The 21,476-nt window shown below is 58.2% G+C and carries 18 protein-coding genes; 16 read left to right on the plus strand and 2 right to left on the minus strand.

The window, feature by feature from the left end:
* The first annotated feature begins 99 nt into the window (after nucleotides 1-99).
* The 5 genes from TU86_RS05550 (at nucleotide 100) to TU86_RS05570 (ending at nucleotide 6,554) form a co-directional block, all read left to right on the plus strand.
* Entirely contained in the window at nucleotides 100-831 is a 732-nt protein-coding gene (locus TU86_RS05550; RefSeq protein WP_048363299.1) for a thioredoxin fold domain-containing protein, read from the plus strand.
* A gap of 136 nt (nucleotides 832-967) precedes the next feature.
* Nucleotides 968-2,272 (plus strand): homoserine dehydrogenase, encoded by a 1,305-nt coding sequence (locus TU86_RS05555; protein ID WP_048363300.1) that lies wholly within the window; start codon nucleotides 968-970, stop codon nucleotides 2,270-2,272.
* Nucleotides 2,273-2,378: 106 nt separating this feature from the next.
* The gene (thrC, locus tag TU86_RS05560) at nucleotides 2,379-3,788 is read left to right on the plus strand and encodes a threonine synthase (protein WP_048363301.1); all 1,410 of its coding nucleotides are present in this window, start codon (nucleotides 2,379-2,381) and stop codon (nucleotides 3,786-3,788) included.
* Between the two features lie 119 nt (nucleotides 3,789-3,907).
* Nucleotides 3,908-6,007 (plus strand): transporter substrate-binding domain-containing protein, encoded by a 2,100-nt coding sequence (locus TU86_RS05565; RefSeq protein WP_053075986.1) that lies wholly within the window; start codon nucleotides 3,908-3,910, stop codon nucleotides 6,005-6,007.
* A gap of 136 nt (nucleotides 6,008-6,143) precedes the next feature.
* The gene (locus TU86_RS05570) at nucleotides 6,144-6,554 is read left to right on the plus strand and encodes a response regulator (protein WP_048363302.1); all 411 of its coding nucleotides are present in this window, start codon (nucleotides 6,144-6,146) and stop codon (nucleotides 6,552-6,554) included.
* A gap of 168 nt (nucleotides 6,555-6,722) precedes the next feature.
* On the opposite strand, the gene TU86_RS05575 is transcribed toward TU86_RS05570, so the two are convergent.
* Together TU86_RS05575 and TU86_RS05580 are read right to left on the minus strand one after the other, a co-directional pair.
* Nucleotides 6,723-7,607 (minus strand): TIGR02285 family protein, encoded by an 885-nt coding sequence (locus tag TU86_RS05575; RefSeq protein WP_048363303.1) that lies wholly within the window; start codon nucleotides 7,605-7,607, stop codon nucleotides 6,723-6,725.
* A 49-nt stretch (nucleotides 7,608-7,656) separates the two neighbouring features.
* Complete coding sequence (locus TU86_RS05580; protein ID WP_048363304.1) at nucleotides 7,657-8,856, minus strand: CaiB/BaiF CoA transferase family protein; 1,200 nt, start codon at nucleotides 8,854-8,856, stop codon at nucleotides 7,657-7,659.
* A gap of 134 nt (nucleotides 8,857-8,990) precedes the next feature.
* Between TU86_RS05580 and TU86_RS05585 the strand changes: the two genes are divergently transcribed.
* The 11 genes from TU86_RS05585 (at nucleotide 8,991) to cheB (ending at nucleotide 21,466) form a co-directional block, all read left to right on the plus strand.
* Nucleotides 8,991-9,533, plus strand: a complete 543-nt coding sequence (locus TU86_RS05585) for a YaeQ family protein (RefSeq protein WP_048363305.1) — start codon at nucleotides 8,991-8,993, stop codon at nucleotides 9,531-9,533.
* A 53-nt stretch (nucleotides 9,534-9,586) separates the two neighbouring features.
* Nucleotides 9,587-11,296 carry a single-stranded-DNA-specific exonuclease RecJ gene (gene recJ, locus TU86_RS05590; protein ID WP_048363306.1) on the plus strand — a complete coding sequence of 570 codons (1,710 nt, stop codon included), beginning with the start codon at nucleotides 9,587-9,589 and terminating at the stop codon, nucleotides 11,294-11,296.
* A 140-nt stretch (nucleotides 11,297-11,436) separates the two neighbouring features.
* Nucleotides 11,437-12,543 (plus strand): NADH:flavin oxidoreductase/NADH oxidase, encoded by a 1,107-nt coding sequence (locus TU86_RS05595; protein WP_048363307.1) that lies wholly within the window; start codon nucleotides 11,437-11,439, stop codon nucleotides 12,541-12,543.
* 191 nt (nucleotides 12,544-12,734) lie between these two features.
* A complete protein-coding gene (locus TU86_RS05600; protein ID WP_048363308.1) occupies nucleotides 12,735-13,454 on the plus strand; it encodes a tellurite resistance TerB family protein in 720 nt (239 codons plus the stop codon).
* Between the two features lie 155 nt (nucleotides 13,455-13,609).
* Nucleotides 13,610-13,819 (plus strand): hypothetical protein, encoded by a 210-nt coding sequence (locus tag TU86_RS05605; RefSeq protein WP_048363309.1) that lies wholly within the window; start codon nucleotides 13,610-13,612, stop codon nucleotides 13,817-13,819.
* Nucleotides 13,820-14,082: 263 nt separating this feature from the next.
* Complete coding sequence (locus TU86_RS05610) at nucleotides 14,083-15,705, plus strand: methyl-accepting chemotaxis protein (RefSeq protein ID WP_048363310.1); 1,623 nt, start codon at nucleotides 14,083-14,085, stop codon at nucleotides 15,703-15,705.
* Complete coding sequence (locus TU86_RS05615; RefSeq protein WP_048363311.1) at nucleotides 15,705-16,220, plus strand: chemotaxis protein CheW; 516 nt, start codon at nucleotides 15,705-15,707, stop codon at nucleotides 16,218-16,220. The genes TU86_RS05610 and TU86_RS05615 overlap by 1 nt, the downstream gene beginning before the upstream one ends.
* Nucleotides 16,217-17,500, plus strand: coding sequence for a CheR family methyltransferase (locus TU86_RS05620; protein WP_048363312.1), 1,284 nt, complete (start codon nucleotides 16,217-16,219; stop codon nucleotides 17,498-17,500). Before TU86_RS05615 ends, TU86_RS05620 begins: the two co-directional genes overlap by 4 nt.
* Nucleotides 17,497-18,183, plus strand: coding sequence for a chemotaxis protein CheW (locus TU86_RS05625; protein ID WP_048363313.1), 687 nt, complete (start codon nucleotides 17,497-17,499; stop codon nucleotides 18,181-18,183). The genes TU86_RS05620 and TU86_RS05625 overlap by 4 nt, the downstream gene beginning before the upstream one ends.
* Nucleotides 18,180-20,459: a hybrid sensor histidine kinase/response regulator gene (locus TU86_RS05630; RefSeq protein ID WP_048363314.1), complete on the plus strand. Its 2,280-nt coding sequence runs from the start codon at nucleotides 18,180-18,182 to the stop codon at nucleotides 20,457-20,459. The genes TU86_RS05625 and TU86_RS05630 overlap by 4 nt, the downstream gene beginning before the upstream one ends.
* Nucleotides 20,456-21,466, plus strand: a complete 1,011-nt coding sequence (gene cheB / locus TU86_RS05635; RefSeq protein ID WP_048363315.1) for a chemotaxis response regulator protein-glutamate methylesterase — start codon at nucleotides 20,456-20,458, stop codon at nucleotides 21,464-21,466. The genes TU86_RS05630 and cheB overlap by 4 nt, the downstream gene beginning before the upstream one ends.
* Nucleotides 21,467-21,476: the final 10 nt, after the last annotated feature.

The raw sequence follows: 21,476 nt of genomic DNA on the forward strand, positions 1-21,476 counted from the left end.
TTGTGGTAGGCTTCGCGGGTTTAGAAAACGGGCCACTGACTCCCTTTTTTGTCTCGGGGCATTCAGGTTTGGCCGTTTTGTCCGCCTTCAGGAGTTTTCATGCGCGTGACCCATATTTTTGCCGCCGCAGCCCTTGCGTTGGTCAGTACCTTTTCATTGGCCGACACCGGCGCCGAGCAAGCCATCCGTAAAAGCCTTGAAACGCTGCAACTGGATGTTCCGGTAGAAAGCATCAGCGCAAGTCCGATGGCGGGCCTGTATGAAGTCAAGCTCAAGGGCAGCCGCGTACTGTATGCCAGCGCGGATGGCCAGTTCATCGTGCAAGGCTATATGTTCCAGCTCAAAGACGGTAAGCCGGTCAATCTGACCGAAAAAGCCGAGCGTGTAGGTGTCGCCAAGTTGATCAACGGGATTCCCGTTGCAGAAACCGTGGTGTACCCGGCCATCGGCGAAACCAAGTCGCACATCACTGTTTTTACCGATACCACCTGCCCTTATTGCCACAAACTGCATGAAGAAGTGCCTGAGCTGAACAAAATGGGCATTGAAGTGCGTTACGTTGCGTTCCCGCGTCAGGGCCTGGGTTCGGCCGGTGATCAGCAGCTGCAAGCGGTCTGGTGCTCGAAAGACAAGAAAAGCGCCATGGACAAAATGACCGACGGCAAAACAGTCGACGCCCCTAAATGCGCCAACCCGGTGGCCAAGCAATTTGCCCTGGGTCAGTCCATTGGGGTCAATGGTACGCCTGCCATCGTTTTGGCCGATGGCCAGGTGATTCCGGGCTATCAGCCGGCAGTACAGGTTGGCAAGCTGGCACTCAGTGTTAAATAATCCTGCCTCGTCACGCTAAGCCTTTGACGAGCATGGCCGGGCAGCTCCGTTGCCCAGTCATTTATAGAGAACCGTGGCAGTCCACGGTTGTATTCCACGGCCGGCCTTGAGTCGGCCGTTTTATGGGGAGTTCAGCGTGAATCCGGTCAAAGTAGGCATCTGTGGACTAGGGACCGTCGGTGGCGGCACCTTCAACGTACTTAAGCGTAACGCCGAGGAGATTGCCCGCCGTGCCGGGCGTGGTATCCAGGTTGCGCAAATTGCCCTGCGTACGCCAAACCCTCAGTGCGACATTACCGGTACCCCCATTACCCACGATGTATTCGCCGTGGCAACCAATCCTGAAATCGACATCGTCATCGAGCTGATTGGCGGTTACACCATCGCCCGCGAGCTGGTGCTCAAAGCCATCGAAAACGGCAAGCACGTAGTCACGGCCAACAAGGCGCTGATTGCCGTGCACGGTAACGAGATCTTCGCCAGGGCGCAGGAAAAGGGCGTAATCGTGGCGTTTGAAGCCGCTGTAGCGGGCGGTATCCCGGTGATCAAGGCCATCCGTGAAGGGTTGTCGGCCAACCGTATCAACTGGGTAGCGGGCATCATCAACGGCACGGGTAACTTCATCCTCACCGAGATGCGTGAAAAAGGCCGCACCTTTGAAGACGTATTGGCCGAGGCACAAGCACTGGGCTACGCCGAAGCCGATCCGACTTTCGACGTTGAAGGCATTGACGCCGCGCATAAGCTGACCATTCTGGCGTCCATCGCGTTCGGTATCCCGCTGCAATTCGACAAGGCTTACACCGAAGGCATCACCAAGCTGACAACCGCTGATGTGAATTACGCCGAAGCACTGGGCTATCGCATCAAGCACCTGGGTGTTGCACGCAGCACGGCCAGCGGCATCGAATTGCGTGTTCACCCCACCCTGATCCCGGCTGATCGCCTGATCGCCAACGTCAATGGCGTAATGAATGCGGTGATGGTCAACGGTGATGCTGCCGGCTCAAGCTTGTTCTACGGCGCTGGCGCTGGCATGGAACCGACCGCGTCTTCGGTCGTCGCAGACCTGGTCGACGTGGTTCGCGCCATGACCAGCGACCCTGAGAACCGCGTGCCGCACCTGGCCTTCCAGCCCGACGCACTGTCCGACCACCCGATCCTGCCGATCGAAGCCTGCGAAAGCGCTTATTACCTGCGCATTCAGGCCAAGGACCATCCAGGTGTCCTGGCGCAAGTGGCCAGCATCTTGTCCGAGCGTGGTATCAACATTGAATCGATCATGCAAAAAGAAGTCGAAGAACACGACGGTCTGGTGCCCATGATCCTGCTGACCCACCGTGTGCTTGAACAAAGCATGAACGATGCCATCACCGCGCTTGAAGCGTTGCAAGGCGTCGTCGGCCCGGTGGTCCGTATCCGCGTTGAGCATCTAAATTAATTAATAGCGGCAAGCGTCTTGTTGCGCGCCACATGTTCAAAGCCCCTGTGCTTGACGTGTGGCCGATGGCCAAACCGCTTGCAGCTCACATCGAAGGTTCGCCCTAATGCGCTATATCAGTACCCGCGGCCAGGCACCGGCCCTGAATTTTGAAGACGTGTTGCTGGCCGGTCTGGCCAGCGATGGCGGTTTGTACGTGCCAGAAAACCTGCCACGTTTCACGCAAGAAGAAATCGCTTCCTGGGCTGGTCTGCCTTATCACGAGCTGGCATTCCGAGTAATGCGTCCGTTTGTGACAGGCAGCATCCCGGATGCGGACTTCAAAAAAATACTGGAAGACACCTACGGCGTGTTTGCTCACGCTGCGGTTGCACCCCTGCGTCAACTCAATAACAACGAATGGGTCATGGAGCTGTTCCACGGCCCGACCCTGGCGTTCAAAGATTTCGCCTTGCAATTGCTCGGCCGCCTGCTCGACTACGTGCTTGAAAAGCGCGCAGAGCGCGTGGTCATTGTTGGCGCGACGTCCGGCGACACCGGCTCTGCGGCGATTGAAGGCTGCAAGCACTGTGAAAACGTCGATATTTTCATCCTGCACCCCCATAACCGGGTGTCAGAAGTGCAGCGTCGTCAAATGACGACACTCTTCGGCGACAACATTCACAACATCGCCATTGAAGGTAACTTCGATGACTGCCAGGAAATGGTCAAAGCCAGTTTTGCCGATCAAGGCTTCCTGAAAGGCACGCGCCTGGTGGCGGTTAACTCGATCAACTGGGCGCGGATCATGGCCCAGATCGTTTACTACTTCCATGCAGCGTTGCAGTTGGGCGGGCCTCAGCGCTCCGTCTCGTTCTCGGTGCCTACCGGTAACTTTGGTGACATCTTCGCCGGTTACCTGGCACGCAATATGGGGTTGCCGATCAACCAGTTGATCGTTGCCACCAACCGTAACGACATCCTGCACCGCTTCATGAGCGGTAATCAGTACGCCAAAGACACCCTGCACGCGACCCTGTCCCCGTCGATGGACATCATGGTGTCCTCGAACTTCGAACGCTTGCTGTTCGATCTGCATGGGCGCAACGGTGCAGCGGTTGCAGGCTTGATGGACACCTTCAAGCACAGCGGCCACTTCAGCGTTGAAGAAGACCGCTGGACCGAAGCACGCCGCCTGTTTGACTCGCTGGCCGTGGATGACGCTCAGACCTGTGAAACCATCGCCCAAGTGTTTGCTGAAACGGGCGAAGTGCTTGACCCGCACACCGCCATTGGCGTCAAGGCGGCCCGTGAATGCCGTCGCCACCTGGACACCCCGATGGTCATTTTGGGAACGGCGCACCCGGTCAAGTTCCCTGATGCCGTTGAGAAAGCTGGCGTAGGAAAAGCGCTGGAACTTCCAGCTCATCTTTCTGACTTGTTTGAGAGAGAGGAGCGGTACACCGTGTTGGATAACGATCTCAAAGCGGTTCAAGCCTTTGTCAGCCAGCATGGCAACCGAGGCAAGTCGCTCTAAGCGGCGTTTTCTTACAAACTTTGAAGCCCGTCGCCTGACGGGCTTTTTAGTGTCTGCGTGGCAAACTTGTCTCGTTCTCGCCCTCTTGGGCGGCTGAGTGGTCGGTCAAGGAAGCTGCAATGTTACGGTCTCTTCAGGCATTTGAATCATGGGTTTGTGCAGTGTTTTTCATGGGTATGTTGAGCCTGGTGCCGTCGGCCAGTGCCGCCCAGGGGTTGCCCTTCAAGCTCCCACAAAGCTTTGCCAGCTTTAATCCCTTGCGTCTGGATAACCAGCAAAAGCGCTGGCTTGAGGCGCATGGAGCGCTGCGTGTAGGCATTACCCTCGACGATTACGAGCCTGTCGATATCACAAGCGACCGTAACCGTTATCAAGGCATCAGTGCCGACTACTTGAGCATCATTCGTGACACGTTGGGTGCAAAGGTTGAAGTGGTTGGCTACCGAAAACGTGCTGAGGCCGTCGCCGACTTGCTGAGTGGCAAAATCGATATGCTCGCCAGCGCCAATGGTTTTGAACGCGGTATCGAAGGTCTCGCTTTTTCTGAGGACTACCTGATTGATCGGCCTGTTATTGTCGTTCGAGCCTCAGAGGCGCAGCCCATCGAAAACTGGGTGGGTAAAAAGATCGGCTTTGTAGACGGTTACGTTGATATACAAACGGCCCATGCCTTTTACCCTGACAGCCAGCTCATTATTACGCCCACCCTGCACAGCGCCATGGAAGCCCTGACTGAGGGCGATATTGATGCTTTTATCGGCAATGAGATCATTGTCCAGTCCTTTAAAAGCGTGAGGCCGTACTCCAAGTTGCGCATCTTGGGGAGCAGTGCCTTGCCCGTGTCCGGGTTTTCATTTGCCACGCGCCAGGCCGACCGGCAAATGGTTGCCCTGATCAATCAAGTGTTGGGGAGTGTGGATGAAACCCTTTGTCGGGCGATTCTTGCGCGCTGGACCCACGGGCTTGAGGGCAGCATCGCGCAGCAACATATCGACCTGCTGCACAGCGAGCGAGAGTGGATCAAGGCCAATCCGGTGGTGATGTTGGCCAGTCAACAATTCCCTTTGTATGCCTTCAAAAATATAGACGGTGATTGGGAGGGATTGAACATTGATATTCTGGCGCGCATTACACGCATGACCGGTTTGCAGTTTGCGCATATTGAAACGTTTTCAACGATGCAAACTCTGGACTTGCTCAAGGGGGGGATCGCGCACATGAATTCAACTCTGTCGATCACTCCGGAGCGAAAAGCGTTTTTGAACTTCAGCTATTCGTATGGCGGCGCGCCTTGGGTTTTTGTTGTACGTAGCCATGACGTCCGGTTGGGTTCGCTTGATCAGTTAGCGGGCAAGGTGTTGGCTCTTCCTGCCAAACACGCGCTTGAAGACATGGTCAGGCGTGAATACCCGACCATCACCGTGAAATCCGTAGATACCTTTGAGCAGGCAAGGGACCTGGTTGAAAGTGGCGAAGCCGATGCGACGATTCAGAGTGAAACGCAGGCGCATCTTTATCCCCAAGGCCGACTCAAAGTGGGGCGCAGTGTGGACGGACGATGGTCCGCCGATACTTTTGCGGTCAATACGCAGCATCCTGAACTTCTGAGCATTCTGAACAAAGCACTGGAAGCCATGCCCATGACCGAGATTCGTAGCTTGAGAAGCAAATGGTTAGGCGGTGGTGGTGCAGCGCCAAATGTCGGCAATGCCTTACACCACTCCTACTGGTTGTATGCGCTTATGGCGGTGCTGAGTGCATTCAGTCTGTGCTTGTTTTTGTGCAATCGAAAATTGCACAAACAGATTTTCAGTGGGCAAGTGCGAGAAAACGTATTACGTGAAGATATTCTGTTGCATCAGCGTTTTTTGGACGGTATTCCGAGTCCCATTTTTGTGGTCGGTCTTAAGGGTGAAGTCATTAGCTGCAATCACAGTTATGAAGATCGTTTGTCCATTAAGTTAGAGCGCATTCTGGGCTTAAACAGCATTGAAATTAACCTCTATCCGCAAGCACAGGCCGAGCAGTTTCATAGCGAGTTAATGGGCATGTTGCAAAGCCGAAAATCCCTTTATAAAAAGCGGTATGTCGAGTTCAAATCAGGGGGAAGATATATCTACCAATGGACGGTCCCGTTTTACGCAACCTCGGGGGAGTTGGTCGGCTTGATGGGAGGGTGGTTCGATATTTCTGAAATGAAGAAGTGGGACCCCCTGTGACAGGACGTGCGTGCACGCTGTGTCGAATGGCTATTGGTTATTCCTACTGATATTTCGGACTTATCCTATACCTCGCCCAGGTTGAGGCCACTAAAGTGCGTCCTCACGGCGAAATCATTCAGCCGGCCGAAGGCTCATGATGCGATCCCTCAAAATATTGATCCTTGAAGACAACCCTTTCCAGTTAATGGCCATGCACCAGATGCTGAATGCATGCCGCGTTTTTGATGTGCTGACGGCTTCAAGCATTGAGTCTGCGCGCAACTCCTTGGCCGTACGCGGTGCTATTGATATCGCCATTTGCGATCTGTATCTGGAAGATGCATCGGGGGTGGAGCTGATCAGTGAGTTGGCTGTAAAGCAGCATGCGTCGGCGTTGATTATTCAAAGTTGTGCCGCGCCCCATATCGTCGAGATGGTGGCACGCGATGCCCGCAGGCAAGGGCTCAAGGTGTTGGGTTGCCTGTCAAAGCCCGTAACCTTGAACCGTTTGAATCAGTTGCTTGAGAAATACCAGGTGGCCAATTTCAGATCCTGTTGCTATTGAGCATTTCATCGGCAAGGCAGGGAACCTTTATTCCGATATGCCTGTCAGATTTTTCATCGACAGGGTCAGGCGTTTTGCTCCGATGCTTGTAGCCTGTCGAGCGGATCATTTTGATCCTGTTAAACCCCGAGTCGACACCCCACGGCTCGGGGTTTTTTTTGGGTTTTTTCACCGGGGCAATTGCGGCTGAAGCGGCGCGGGTTGTGCGTTCAGATAATCATCGTGCTGGTCAGGCGCTTGCCATTGGGTTTGTGAATCGAACAGCGCCTGTGAGTCAATTTTGCTCAGCGCATGGTTAATGCTGACCAGCGCCTCACGTCCTGCCGGTGTCGCCGTACAGCCGATGTAAATGGGTTGATAAGTGGGTGCGCCGTGAATGCGATAAAACACCAGGTTCTCGGGTGACAGGCCTTGCTGACGGGCTTTTGACTGAATTTCGGGCCAGTAGCCCAAAATGGCGCCTATTCGCCCCGCCTGCTGCATTTGCAGCAGGCTGCCCAAGGCATCGTTACCGTAATGGATGAAGACAGCGTCGGCTTCGCCTTGTGCCAGTTGTTCGTCTATCCAGACCCCGTAGCTGCGCTTGGCAACAATACCCAGCCTGATGGCCTGCGCATTGAGCATGTTTTTGAGGTCGACGCTTTGATCGCTGACAAACGGCGCAAGCCGTGCCTGGTCACTGCGCCGAATCACCAAGCCGTTGCTGTGCAAACCCATAATGGGTGTGGAATAAACAATTGAACGAGCGCGGGCCGGGTTCCATACCAGTGCCGGATCACAGGCCAGTGTCGTGTCTTCAAGCATTTGCAGGGCGCGTGCCCGATTGACCTTCACCACCTCGTGCTCATATTGGGGCAGGTTGGCGATCAGAAACGGCATGAGCTGGTCGATCACGCCGCGTCCTTTTTGTGGCCCCTCGAACACCGTCAAGGGTGGTAAGTCACGCATTAGCCAAATGAGTTTTTCGGCTGCGTGGCTGGCGGGCGACCCCATCAACACGATCCATGCGATAAGTCCTGCCCACAGGTTTCGCCGCTGTGAGCGAATGGTCATTGTGCTGATCTCCTTGAACAGCCTCTAAAAATGGCGATCGGCATTCGGACTAAATGGCGCCTGAACGCTTGAGTTCTGCAATGGCGTGCGCGTCATAACCCAGCGCGGCCAATACCTCATGATTGTGGGCACCGAGTTCAGGGCCCACCCAATCGGCTGAGCCGGGCGTCTCGGACAGCCTGGGCACAATGCCTGGCATTTTAAAGTCTTTGCCGTCCGGTAGTTTGGCGTGCAAAAACATTTCGCGTGCCAAAAATTGCGGGTCGGTGAACATGTCTTCTGCTGAAAAAATGCGGCTGGCTGGCACTTGTGCCGCATTCAACTGTTCCAGCACCGTCTCAAGCGGTAATGAGGCGACCCAACGATCAATCACCCCATACAACTCATCGCGTCGCACGTCGCGCCCATCGTTACTGGCCAGCGCCGGGTCATTGGCTAAATCGTCGCGCCCCAGTGTGTGCATGAAACGTTTGAAAATGGCGTCGCCGTTGGCCCCGATCTGCACGTGTTTACCGTCCAGGCTGGTATGAATCGAGGAGGGGGTAATGCCCGGCATGATGTTGCCGGTGCGTTCGCGAATAAAACCGAATACATCGAACTCGGGGACCATGCTTTCCATCATCGCGAAAATGGCTTCATACAAGGCCACATCCACCACCTGGCCCAGACCGCCATTGACCTCACGATGACGCAGTGCCATCAACGCACCAATCACCCCCCACAGCGCGGCAATCGAGTCGCCGATGGAAATGCCGGTTCGCACCGGTGGCCGGTCCTCAAAACCTGTGATGTACCGCAAGCCGCCCATCGACTCGCCGACCGCGCCAAACCCCGGTTGGTCTTTCATTGGCCCGGTTTGGCCAAAGCCCGACAAGCGCACCATCACCAGTTTTGGGTTCAGTGCGTGCAACACGTCCCATCCCAGGCCAAGTTTTTCGAGCACACCGGGACGAAAGTTCTCGATCAAAATGTCGGCGTCGGCCAGCAGTTCTTTGAGGACGTTCAAGCCGTCAGGGTGTTTAAGGTTCAGCGTCAGGGATTTTTTGTTACGCGCCTGCACAAACCACCACAGCGACGTGCCTTCGTACAACTTGCGCCACTTGCGCAAGGGATCGCCGCCATCCGGGGACTCGACCTTGATCACCTGCGCGCCGAACTCGGCGCAAATGCGCGAAGCAAAGGGGCCGGCAATCAGTGTTCCAAGTTCAACGACGTTGAGGCCCGAAAGGGGTTTGGCGGCGAGCGGCATAAGTAATCCTTGTCCGGGAGCGAGCGGGTACAGCGTTTTAACATAGGACAGTGCCTGCAAGAAGCCGCAGAATTCGTTGAACACGGACGTATCGGTTAGACTTGGCGCCTTTCTCTGTATCAAGAAGCCCGTTCATGGCCCAGCCGTCCACCACGTACAAATTTGAACTCAATCTCACCGATCTCGATCGCGGTGTGTATGAGAGCGTAAAACAGACCATCGCCCGTCACCCTTCGGAGACCGAAGAGCGTATGACTGTGCGTTTGTTGGCGTACGCCTTTTGGTACAACGAGCAACTGTCCTTCGGCCGTGGGCTGTCTGATGTAGACGAACCCGCGCTGTGGGAAAAAAGCCTGGATGACCGCGTGTTGCACTGGATCGAAGTCGGCCAGCCAGACGCAGACCGTCTGACCTGGTGTTCGCGTCGCACCGAGCGCACCAGCTTGCTGGCCTATGGCAGCCTGCGCGTGTGGGAAGGTAAAGTGATCCCGGCGATCAAAAACCTGAAAAACGTCAATGTCGCCGCCGTGCCCCAAGACGTGCTCGAAACCTTGGCCAAAGACATGCCTCGGGTTATCAAGTGGGACGTGATGATCAGCGAAGGCACGATCTTCGTGACCGATGACCGTGGACAGCACGAAGTGCAATTGCAATGGCTGACGGGCGAGCGCGGCTAAGCCGCACGCGCTGCACCCTTTAATCTTCAGTAACAGAGACTCTTCACCCGCTTATGCGCATCGAACCTCGCCCATTGCCACACATCCTGCCTTTTTTGGGCGAAATGCCGACGCTGCTCACACGGTTGTACGCCGCACGGGGCGTGCAATCTGAAGCAGAACTGGACAAAAGCCTGGCGCGGCTGATCCCGTTTCAGCAACTTAAAGGCATCGATGCCGCAGTGGATTTGCTGGTGGTGGCACTGGATCAGCGCCAGCGCATCCTCATCGTGGGCGACTTTGACGCCGACGGCGCCACGGCCAGTACGGTCGGCATGCTGGGGCTGCGCTTGTTGGGCGCCGCCCATGTCGATTACTTGGTGCCTAACCGGTTTGAATACGGCTACGGCCTGACCCCGGAAATCGTCGAAGTGGCCTTGACCCGCGAGCCGCACCTGCTGATCACTGTCGACAACGGCATCTCCAGCGTTGACGGTGTGGCCGCAGCGAAACGGGCAGGGTTGAGCGTGCTGGTCACCGACCACCACTTGCCGGGCACCGAACTGCCGGCGGCTGACGCTATCGTCAACCCTAACCAGCCCGGCTGCGCGTTCCCCAGCAAAGCGTTGGCGGGGGTGGGCGTGATCTTTTATGTGCTGATCGCCCTGCGTGCCCGTTTGAAAGACCTGGGCCGCTATCAAGACAGCAAGATGCCGAACATTGCCGAGCTGCTGGACCTGGTGGCACTGGGCAGCGTGGCCGATGTGGTGCCGCTGGACGCCAACAACCGCATTTTGGTGCACCAAGGGCTTGAGCGCATTCGCGCCGGGCGCGCGCGGCCTGGGCTTAAAGCCATTCTGGAAGTGGCCAAGCGCGATCACTCGCGCATCACCTCTACCGATCTGGGTTTTATCCTCGGCCCGCGTTTGAACGCAGCAGGGCGTCTGGACGACATGAGCCTGGGGATCGAATGCCTGCTCACCGACGACGCCAATGCGGCGCGGGCGATGGCCGTGCAACTGGACGAAATGAACCAGGACCGCAAAGCCATCGAGCAAGGCATGCAACGCGAAGCACTGGCCCAGCTTAAAGAGCTGCCGCTCGATTCAATGCCCTTTGGTTTGTGCCTCTTTGACCCGCAATGGCACCAGGGCGTGATCGGGATTTTGGCTTCGCGCCTGAAAGAGCGTTATTTCCGCCCCACGTTTGCCTTTGCCGATGCGGGCGATGGCGTGCTCAAAGGTTCTGGGCGCTCGGTGCCGGGCTTTCATATTCGCGATGCACTGAGTGTGGTTGCCGCACAGCATCCAGACTTGATCGCCAAATACGGCGGGCACGCTATGGCGGCGGGCCTGACCTTGCCGGTGGCCAATTTTGAGCTGTTTGCACAGGCGTTCGATGCCGAAGTGCGCCGCCAGCTGCGTGAAGAAGACCTGACCGGGCGCCTGTTGTCAGATGGCAGCCTGGCGGTCGAAGAGTTCCATCTCGAACTGGCGCGGGCGTTACGCACGGCCGGACCGTGGGGGCAGCACTTCCCGGAGCCGTTGTTCCACGGTGTTTTTCAACTGGTCGAGCAGCGTATTGTCGGTGAGCGGCATTTGAAAGTGGTGCTCAAAACCGAATGCGGCAGCGTGAAACTCGATGGCATCGCGTTTGGCATCGACCGTGAGGTGTGGCCCAACCCGACCATCCGTTTTGTAGAGCTGGCCTACAAACTGGACCTCAACGAGTTTCGTGGCAATGAAACCGTGCAATTAATGATTGCCCATATTGAGCCGCGCTAACCCACGGTGATTTATTGAGGCCTGTGCCTGAATGTGAACCCCACCTCTTTCAGTGTTGTCGACTAGTCTCTGGGTACTGCTTGGTCGCCATCACGGGTCTGAGCAGCTTGGAGCCCGCCCACTGAAATGAGAGGTGACCCATGAGCCTGCTGCTCGAACCCTATTCCCTGCGCCAATTGACCTTTCCTAACCGCATCGCGGTCTCGCCGATGTGCCAATACTCCAGCGTCGACGGCTTGGCCAATGACTGGCACCTGGTGCACCTGGGCAGCCGTGCGGTAGGTGGCGCAGGGCTGATCTTCACCGAGGCCACCGCCGTCACCGCCGATGGCCGCATCACCGCCCAAGACCTTGGGTTGTGGGATGACCAACACATTGAACCGCTGCAACGCATCACCCGCTTCATTCGGGCACAAGGCGCGGTCGCAGGTATCCAGTTGGCTCACGCCGGACGCAAGGCCAGCACCCATCGCCCGTGGTTGGGCAAGCACGGCAGCGTGAAAGTCGAAGAGGGCGGCTGGGTGCCGGTCGGGCCATCGCCCATCGCCTTCGACCCCCAACACACCGCACCCACCCAACTGGACGAGGGTCAGATTCAGGACGTGATTCAAGCCTTTGTCGACGCCGCCAAACGTGCGTTAGAGGCGGGTTTTTCAGTGGTTGAAGTGCACGCCGCGCATGGTTACTTGCTGCATCAGTTCCTTTCGCCGTTGAGCAACCAGCGCCGCGACCAGTACGGCGGCTCCTTTGAAAACCGTATTCGTCTGGTCCTGCAAGTCACCGAAGCGGTGCGTGAAGTGTGGCCACAAGAGCTGCCGTTATTCGTGCGGGTCTCGGCCACCGACTGGGTGGAAGACGGCTGGAACCCCGACGAAACCGTCGAACTGGCGCGGCGCCTCAAAGCGTTGGGTGTGGATCTGATTGACGTGTCATCGGGCGGCACCGCGGCCAACGCAGAAATCCCCGTGGGGCCGGGTTACCAGACGCGCTTTGCCGAGCGCATTCGCAAAGAGTCAGGCATCGCTACCGGCACGGTAGGCATGATCACCGAGCCGGCGCAGGCCGAGCATATATTGCGCACTGGTCAGGCCGACTTGATCCTGCTGGCGCGTGAACTGCTGCGCGACCCTTACTGGGCCTTGCACGCCGATGATGACCTGGGCGGCAAACACGCCACCTGGCCTGCACAATACCAGCGGGCCACCCATCGCGATCAGCCGATTCATGAATCGGACCTGCGTGATTGAAGCGGCTCTGTACGATTTGCGTTGTAGGAGTGTCTGATAACGCTGCGGGGCAGGGCGTTATCAGTTGCACTTAATGTGGGCTTGGCCCACGCGGTGCAACATCTGGAAGCAATCGAACTGACCATAGCCGGTGATGGGGCACTACTCTGTCGGCCTGCTTTTTTCCTTAACCCCGTTGCTAGAGGCCTTGTATGAACACTCGTGGATTACTCGATCAGTTACTCAAGTCTGGCCAGGATTTGTTACAGAACAAAACCGGTGCCGCCAAAAACAGCGCGGGAGCTGACAAAGGCGCGTTAGGCGGCCTGCTGGGCGGCGCGGGCGGGTTGGGCAGCTTGCTATCGGGCGCGGGCGGTGGAGCGTTGGCGGCGGGCGCAATGGGCCTGCTGCTGGGCAACAAAAGCGCGCGCAAAATTGGCGGCAAGGCTATCACCTACGGTGGTTTGGCGGCTTTGGGCGTGTTGGCCTACAAAGCCTATGGCAACTGGCAGGCCAACCAGGGCAGCGCGCCCCAAACCGAGCCGCAGACCATTGATCGCCTGCCGCCACCGCAAGTTGAGCAGCATAGCCAGGCCATCCTTAAAGCGTTAATCGCGGCGGCCAAGGCCGATGGCCACATTGACGACCGTGAGCGTCAACTGATCGAAGGCGAGTTCAGCAAATTCAACAACGACCCCGGGACACAGCAGTGGCTGCAAGCCGAGCTGAGCAAGCCGTTGGACCCGGCCGAAGTGGCCCGCGCGGCGAGCACGCCGGAAATGGCGGCAGAAATGTACATCGCCAGCGTGATGCTGGTGGATGAAGACAGCTTCATGGAACGTTCGTATCTGGATGAACTGGCCAGGCAGCTCAAGCTTGATCCGGCGTTGAAAGTCGAACTTGAAAAGCAGGTTCACACCGCAGACCTCTGAGAGGAGGGATCGCCGTGTTGGGCCAAGGATGGCCCGTCACGGCGTGCCCACGCAGCCGTACGCGGGGGCAAGGTCTTGCCCTACCATCCGGCCGCCTACTTTCGTTTGGCGACGAAATGTGTGCAGTTCAATCGTAAGGACTAGCAGCACCACTCATGCCAAAAATCCCTTATATCCCCCTCACCGCCATCGACTGCAACATCCCCTATGTTGATCGACCGCAACGCCCCCTCGACGTATTACATGCCAATGCCACCGCCCGTGTGCTGGCCGTCACACAACGGATGGAAACCTTTGCCAACCGTGAAGTGCAAGAGGCAGACGCCATCGACCTCAAACACTTGGCCACCACGGCAGCGGCGTGACTGCGTGATGGCTGCGACGTGCTCAACGTGCTGGGCTGGCGCCTGCAACCCACCTGAACCGGCTGTGTACCAAGCCGCTCGCCGCCACATGAGGTGGCGGACTGGCGGTAGAACGCCCTGATGGTGTCGCCTTGGCGATTACAGATGTAATCCTATGTAAGTTTTTTACTTGATCCATGTGAGAGCGGTCTCAAACCTCGTGCGAATCATCTTGCACCCTCGGCTATACTCCCCTTCATTTGAACGGCACCCGAGGATTGACTGTGAAGAACTGGACGTTACGCCAACGCATCTTGGCGAGCTTTGCCGTAATCATTGCCATCATGCTGTTGATGATCGTCGCAGCGTATTCACGCCTGGTCTCGATTGAATCCAGTGAAGACAAAGTGCGCACCGACTCCATTCCCGGTTTGTATTACAGCTCCATGATCCGCAGTGCCTGGGTCGACAGTTACGTTCAGACCTTGCACCTGATGAATGATGTAACCGGTCACCCGCTCACCAAAGAGGAAAAAGACCTCTACGCGTCCTATGAAGCCCGTCTGGAAAAAGAACTGGCCGGTTATCGCTCGACCATCAGCGACGGCACGGATGAGACCGAATATGAAGCGTTTTTAGTGCGCCACAAAGCCTACGACGCCTCGCTGGACACGGTGGTCGCGCTGTTCGAAAAGAACGACATGGATCAAGCTCGTCGCCTGCTGGTTGAGCAACTGACGCCCGCGTGGAACGCAGGCCGTCAGCAACTCAATAAAATGATTGAAGACAACCAGAACGCGGCCATTCATGCCAGCAACAACATTTCTGACGCGGTGTTGGCGGCCAAGGCCAGCATGCTGGTGTCACTGCTGATTGCCGTGATCGCGGCCAGTGTGTGCGGCTTCCTGTTGCTGCGCGCGATTATGTCGCCGATGCAGCGCATTGTGTCGATCCTCGACGTGATGCGTTCCGGTGACTTGAGCAAGCGCCTGGACCTGGAGCGTAAAGACGAGTTCGGCGCTGTCGAAACCGGCTTCAACGACATGATGGCCGAGTTGACGGCGCTGGTGTCTCAGGCCCAGCGCTCCTCGGTGCAGGTCACGACGTCGGTCACTGAAATTGCCGCCACCTCCAAGCAGCAACAGGCCACCGCCACTGAAACCGCCGCCACCACCACTGAAATCGGCGCCACGTCGCGCGAAATTGCGGCCACCTCGCGTGATCTGGTACGCACCATGACCGAAGTCACGTCGGCGGCCGACCAAGCCTCGATTTTGGCCGGTTCCGGGCAACAGGGTCTGGCGCGGATGGAAGACACCATGCATCAGGTCATGGGGGCGGCCGATCTGGTGAACGCCAAGCTGGCGATTCTGAACGAGAAGGCCGGCAATATTAATCAGGTGGTGGTGACCATCGTTAAAGTGGCCGACCAAACCAACCTGCTGTCGCTCAACGCTGCAATTGAGGCCGAGAAAGCCGGTGAATACGGACGCGGCTTTGCCGTGGTGGCCACCGAAGTGCGCCGCTTGGCTGACCAGACGGCCGTGGCCACGTATGACATTGAGCAAATGGTGCGTGAGATTCAGTCCGCCGTGTCGGCGGGTGTGATGGGCATGGACAAGTTCTCCGAAGAGGTGCGCCGCGGCATGTCCGAGGTGCAGCAGGTGGGCGAGCAGTTGTCGCAGATCATTCATCAGGTGCAGGCGCTCGCGCCTCGCGTGTTGATGGTCAACGAAGGCATGCAGGCACAAGCCACCGGCGCCGAGCAGATTAACCATGCGCTGGTGCAGTTGGGCGATGCCAGCAGCCAGACCGTTGAGTCGTTGCGCCAGGCCAGCTTTGCCATTGACGAGCTGAGCCAGGTGGCGGTCGGGCTGCGCAGCGGCGTTTCGCGATTCAAAGTCTGATGAGCGAACCTCTCGCCCCGCGCGAAGCCGCCAAGGCGTCGAAAAACAGCCTTTTCCTGGTGTTTTATATTGGCGCCGAGCGCTATGCCTTACAGGCTATCGACGTGGTTGAAGTGTTGCCGCGTTTGCCGCTTAAACCCATCGCCCATGCGCCCGCGTGGGTGGCAGGGGTGTTGGCGCATCGTGGCCAGATGGTGCCGGTGATTGATGTGAGTGCCATGACCTTCGGCCAACCGGCGGTCGAGCGCACCAGTACCCGCCTGGTGTTGGTCAATTATCAGGGCCGTTTGTTGGGGCTGGTGCTGGAGCAGGCCAACGAGATGTTGCGCTGCAACCCGGCGGACTTTCAGCCCTATGGGCTGGATAACCGCGAGGCACCTTATTTGGGGCCGGTGCGCAAAGACGCACAGGGGTTGTTGCAGTGGATTCGCGTCAACGATCTGCTAACGCCAGCAGTACGCGGGTTGTTGTTCACTGACGCGGACCTCGATCTGTCTGGGCAGGCCCGCGCATGAGTGCTGATCAGCGTTTTTTTGACTTTCTTAAACGTCAGATCGGTCTGGATGTGGCGTCAGTAGGGCCAGCGATTATTGAGCGGGCCGTGCGCCAGCGGTGTACGGCATTGAACATGGCCGACCACGATCAGTATTGGCAGTGGCTCAATCGCTCGCAGGACGAGCAGCAAGCGTTGATCGAATCAGTGATCGTGCCCGAGACCTGGTTTTTTCGTTATCCCGAATCCTTTGTCACGCTGGGACGGCTGGCCCGTGAGCGTCTGACGGCGCAAAGCAGCCCACGGGTCCTGCGCATTTTGAGCCTGCCGTGTTCAACCGGCGAAGAGCCTTATTCGATTGCGATGGCGATGTTTGACGCAGGCTTTGCCGCGCATCAGTTCAAGGTCGATGCGCTGGATGTCAGCCCGCTCTCGGTGCAGCGCGCCCAGCGCGCGGTGTATGGCAAAAACTCGTTTCGTGGGCAGAGCATCGAGTTTCGTGAGCGCTATTTCACCCTTGAGGAGGACGGCTATCAGCTGCGCGCGCGGGTGCGTGAGCAGGTCACGTTCCATGTGGGTAACCTGCTCGACCCTGCACTGATGGCCAACCAACCCGCGTATGACTTCGTGTTTTGCCGCAATCTGCTGATTTACTTCGATCTCAAAACGCAGAAGCAAGCACTGGATGTGCTCAAACGCATGACGCGTACCGAGGGTGTGTTGTTTATCGGCCCGGCCGAAGGCAGCCTGCTCAACGGGTTGGGCATGCGCTCAATCAATGCGCCGCAGTCGTTTGCGTTTTGCCACAGCCAGGAGCCGCCGCTTGCGGTGATGCCCGCACTGGTGGAACGCAAGCCGCAAGCGCGGCCTTTTGCGCCGCTCACAGCGCCCGCCAGTCGGCCCTTTATTGCCCGCCCGCAAACGAAAACGCTCACGCGGCCTGCGGCGCAGCCGCCAGCGCCCACGTTGGACGAACCCGCGCAATTGCTCGAAAAAATCGCCACGCTGGCCAATGAAGGCAATAGCCGCGAAGCGCGTGCCGCTTGTGAGCTGAGCTTGCAGCGCCACGGGCCGCAGGCGCAGGTGTTTTATTGGTTGGGCCTGCTCAGCGATGTCGAAGGGCAGACCGCCCAGGCGCAAGCGTTCTATCGCAAGGCGTTGTATCTGGAACCTCAACATGCCCAGGCGCTGGCGCAGTTGGCCGCGTTGCTGGCCTCGTTGGGCGATGTCGCCGGTGCCCAGCGTTTGCAGGCCCGAGCTGCGCGCAATGAGCGCTCGGTTCAGAGTGAGCGTAAACAATGAACGGTTTAACAGCCCAAAGCTTGATCCACACCGAAGCCCTGGCGATTGATGATTGCTGGAACCGCATCGGTGTTTATGGCAATAAATCCTGCCCGTTATTGGCTGAGCATATTCACTGTCGCAACTGTTCGGTGTACTCGGCAGCGGCAACCCGCTTGCTCGATCGCTATTCATTTGAGCAGGACGGCCAAGACCTTGCCGCCCCGCCCGACCTTGAACATAAAGTGGCGACACGTTCGCTGATGATGTTTCGCATGGGCGGTGAATGGTTGGGGCTAGCCACCGGTTGCCTGGACGAGGTGGCGCCGATGCAGTCGATCCATTCGTTGCCCCATCAGCGCTCACGCGCCCTGTTGGGCGTGGCCAACGTGCGGGGTACGCTGGTGCCTTGCCTGTCGCTGGTCGAATTGCTGGGGCTGGACCCGACCGTGAGCGTGACGGCGTCACAGCGGGTGATGCCGCGCATGCTGATTGTGGCCGCGCCGGGCGGGCCGGTGGTGCTGCCGGTGGATGAAGTCGACGGCATTCATAACATTGAACAACGGGTGTTAAACACCGCATCGCTCTCGGGCGAGCACGCCAGCGCCAAATTCACCCGGGGGGTGTTGCCGTACAAGGCCCGCAGCCTGCGCTGGCTGGATGAAGAGCAATTGCTCAGCGCCATTACCCGGAGCCTCACATGACCCCTGAGCAAATGCGCGATGCCTCGTTGCTGGAGCTGTTCAGCCTGGAGGCTGAAACCCAAACCCAAGTACTGAATGCGGGTTTACTGGCGCTGGAGCGCAACCCGACTCAGGCCGATCAGCTTGAAGCGTGCATGCGCGCGGCGCATTCGCTCAAAGGTGCAGCGCGCATTGTCGGGGTGGATGCCGGGGTCAGCGTCTCTCATGTGATGGAGGATTGCCTGGTCAGCGCTCAGGAAGGCCGCTTGTACCTGCTGCCTGAGCACATTGATGCCTTGTTGCAGGGCACTGACCTGTTGATGCGCATTGCAACACCGGGCAATACGGTCAGCGCGGCGGATGTCGAGGCCTATGTGGCGCTGATGAATCGCCTGCTCGATCCCTCGCAGATCCCCGCACCCGTGGTAGCCCCGGTTTTTGATGTGTCGCAACGGCTGCTGGCACCGCAGCCTGAGGCCCCGCAACCCACGATCGAGCCGCCGCTGGCGGCTGAACCTGCGCAGCGCCCGCAACGACGCACTGAAAGTGGCGAGCGGGTACTGCGCGTCACCGCAGAGCGCCTCAACAGCTTGCTGGATTTATCCAGTAAGTCGCTGGTCGAAACCCAGCGGCTCAAGCCTTATCTGGCCACGTTGCAGCGCCTTAAGCGGATCCAGAGCACCAGCCTGCGGGCGTTGGACAGCCTCAGCGATCAACTCAAAGTGGTCGGTCTGAGCCATGAGGCGCAAGAAGCCTTGGCCGAGGCCCGGCGCTTGTTGGCCGAATCACAGCACGTGCTCAGTGAGCAGACCGCTGAGCTGGACGAGTTCGGCTGGCAGGCGAGCCAGCGCGCGCAGTTGCTGTATGACACGGCGCTGGCATGCCGCATGCGCCCGTTCGCCGATGTATTGGCCGGGCAAGAGCGCATGGTGCGTGACCTGGGCCGCAGCCTGGGCAAGCAGATACGCCTGGAAATTGAAGGCGAAAAAACCCAGGTTGACCGCGACGTATTGGAAAAGCTCGAAGCACCGCTGACCCATTTGCTGCGCAACGCAGTTGATCACGGCATCGAGTCGCCCGAGCAGCGGTTGTTGGCGGGTAAATCGGTTGAAGGGCTGATCCGCTTGCGGGCCTCGCATCAGGCCGGTCTGCTGGTGCTGGAATTGAGCGATGACGGTGCGGGGGTAGACCTTGAGCGCTTGCGCCGCACCATCGTCGAGCGCCAGCTTTCGACCGAGGCCACGGCCGCCCAGCTCAGTGAAGAAGAGCTACTGTCCTTTCTGTTTTTGCCCGGCTTCAGCCTGCGCGACACCGTGACCGAAGTGTCCGGGCGCGGGGTGGGACTGGACGCCGTGCAGCACATGGTGCGCCTGCTGCGTGGGGCGATTGTGCTGGAGCAAACGGGGGGGCAGGGCAGCCGTTTCCATTTGGAAGTGCCGCTGACCTTGTCGGTGGTGCGCAGCCTGGTGGTGGAGGTCGGCGACGAAGCCTACGCCTTCCCGCTGGCGCATATCGAACGCATGCGCGACCTGCAACCCGACGACATCGTACAGCTCGAAGGGCGCCAGCATTTTTGGCATGAGGGCCGCCACGTAGGCTTGGTCGCCGCCAGCCAGTTGCTGCAACGCCCGCCCAGCCAGAACGATGACGAAACCCTCAACGTGGTGGTGATTCGCGAGCGCGATGTGGTCTACGGGGTTGCGGTGGAGCGTTTTATTGGCGAGCGCACGTTGGTCGTATTGCCCCTCGATCCGCGTCTGGGCAAGGTGCAGGATATTTCGGCTGGCGCGCTGCTTGATGACGGCTCGCCGGTGCTGATCGTTGACGTCGAAGACATGCTGCGGTCTGTCGATAAACTGCTCAATACCGGGCGTCTTGAGCGTATTGATCGGCGTAATCGGCACACGGCCGAATTGGCCCGCAAGCGTATTTTGGTGGTCGACGACTCGCTCACCGTACGTGAGCTACAACGCAAGTTGCTGCTCAATCGCGGCTATGAAGTGGCGGTGGCGGTCGATGGCATGGACGGCTGGAATGCATTGCGTGCCGAACACTTTGATTTGTTGATTACCGACATCGACATGCCGCGCATGGACGGTATCGAGTTAGTGACGTTGTTACGCCGTGATAACCGTCTGCAATCGATGCCGGTGATGGTGGTGTCCTATAAAGACCGTGAAGAAGACCGTCGGCGCGGCCTGGACGCAGGAGCCGACTACTATTTAGCCAAAGCCAGTTTCCATGACGATGCGCTGCTCGATGCAGTGGTTGAACTCATTGGAGGAGCCCAAACATGAGAATTGCCATCGTCAACGACATGCCCATGGCGGTTGAAGCCTTGCGCCGGGCGTTGGCATTCGAACCGGCCCATCAGGTGATCTGGGTGGCGCGAGACGGCGCAGAAGCGGTTTTGCTGTGCGCCGAAAACACCCCTGACCTGATCTTGATGGACCTGATCATGCCGGTCATGGACGGTGTAGAAGCCACCCGCCGGATCATGGCAGAAAGCCCCTGTGCGATTGTGATCGTGACGGTCGACCGTCAGCAAAATGTGCACCGTGTGTTCGAAGCCATGGGCTTTGGCGCGCTGGATGTGGTGGACACACCGGCCTTGGGGGCGGGTAACGCCAAAGAAGCCGCCGCGCCGTTGCTGCGTAAAATCTTGAACATTGGCTGGTTGGTGGGCCAACCCGACAAGCGGGTAAAACCGGTGGACACCCCGCCACGTCAGCACAGCATACGCCACGGGCTGGTGGCCATTGGTTCATCGGCCGGAGGGCCAGCCGCCCTCGAAACACTGCTAAAAGGGCTGCCGAGGCAGTTTGAGGCGGCGATTGTGCTGGTACAGCACGTTGATCAGGTGTTTGCAGCCGGTATGGCCGAATGGCTCAGCAGCTCGTGCGGGGTCAATGTACGGTTGGCCCGAGATGGTGAAGCGCCCCAGCCCGGTACGGTGTTGCTGGCCGGCACCAACCACCATATCCGGCTCTTGAAAAACGGCACGCTGGCCTATACGGCAGAGCCGGTGAACGAAATTTATCGGCCCTCGATTGATGTGTTCTTCGAGAGTGTTGCCAGGTTTTGGAACGGCGATGCCGTGGGGGTGCTGCTGACCGGTATGGGCCGTGATGGCGCGCAAGGGCTTAAACTCATGCGCCAGCAAGGCTTTTTGACCATCGCTCAGGACCAACAGAGCAGCTCGGTGTACGGCATGCCCAAAGCGGCCGCGGCGATTGATGCCGCGGTTGAAATTCGACCCTTGGACACGATTGCGCCACGCTTGCTGGAGATATTTGGCAAATGAGTGACAAAAC

Source organism: Pseudomonas weihenstephanensis, from assembly GCF_001043055.1.
GTDB lineage: Bacteria > Pseudomonadota > Gammaproteobacteria > Pseudomonadales > Pseudomonadaceae > Aquipseudomonas > Aquipseudomonas weihenstephanensis.

Excerpts from the sequence above, each read along its gene's own strand:
- TU86_RS05550 (WP_048363299.1), top strand. The coding sequence starts at position 100 with ATGCGCGTGACCCATATTTTTGCCGCCGCAGCCCTTGCGTTGGTCAGT.
- thrC (WP_048363301.1), top strand. The coding sequence starts at position 2,379 with ATGCGCTATATCAGTACCCGCGGCCAGGCACCGGCCCTGAATTTTGAA.
- TU86_RS05565 (WP_053075986.1), top strand. The coding sequence starts at position 3,908 with ATGTTACGGTCTCTTCAGGCATTTGAATCATGGGTTTGTGCAGTGTTT.
- TU86_RS05570 (WP_048363302.1), top strand. The coding sequence starts at position 6,144 with ATGATGCGATCCCTCAAAATATTGATCCTTGAAGACAACCCTTTCCAG.
- TU86_RS05575 (WP_048363303.1), bottom strand. The coding sequence starts at position 7,607 with ATGACCATTCGCTCACAGCGGCGAAACCTGTGGGCAGGACTTATCGCA.
- TU86_RS05580 (WP_048363304.1), bottom strand. The coding sequence starts at position 8,856 with ATGCCGCTCGCCGCCAAACCCCTTTCGGGCCTCAACGTCGTTGAACTT.
- TU86_RS05585 (WP_048363305.1), top strand. The coding sequence starts at position 8,991 with ATGGCCCAGCCGTCCACCACGTACAAATTTGAACTCAATCTCACCGAT.
- recJ (WP_048363306.1), top strand. The coding sequence starts at position 9,587 with ATGCGCATCGAACCTCGCCCATTGCCACACATCCTGCCTTTTTTGGGC.
- TU86_RS05595 (WP_048363307.1), top strand. The coding sequence starts at position 11,437 with ATGAGCCTGCTGCTCGAACCCTATTCCCTGCGCCAATTGACCTTTCCT.
- TU86_RS05600 (WP_048363308.1), top strand. The coding sequence starts at position 12,735 with ATGAACACTCGTGGATTACTCGATCAGTTACTCAAGTCTGGCCAGGAT.
- TU86_RS05605 (WP_048363309.1), top strand. The coding sequence starts at position 13,610 with ATGCCAAAAATCCCTTATATCCCCCTCACCGCCATCGACTGCAACATC.
- TU86_RS05615 (WP_048363311.1), top strand. The coding sequence starts at position 15,705 with ATGAGCGAACCTCTCGCCCCGCGCGAAGCCGCCAAGGCGTCGAAAAAC.
- TU86_RS05620 (WP_048363312.1), top strand. The coding sequence starts at position 16,217 with ATGAGTGCTGATCAGCGTTTTTTTGACTTTCTTAAACGTCAGATCGGT.
- TU86_RS05625 (WP_048363313.1), top strand. The coding sequence starts at position 17,497 with ATGAACGGTTTAACAGCCCAAAGCTTGATCCACACCGAAGCCCTGGCG.
- TU86_RS05630 (WP_048363314.1), top strand. The coding sequence starts at position 18,180 with ATGACCCCTGAGCAAATGCGCGATGCCTCGTTGCTGGAGCTGTTCAGC.
- cheB (WP_048363315.1), top strand. The coding sequence starts at position 20,456 with ATGAGAATTGCCATCGTCAACGACATGCCCATGGCGGTTGAAGCCTTG.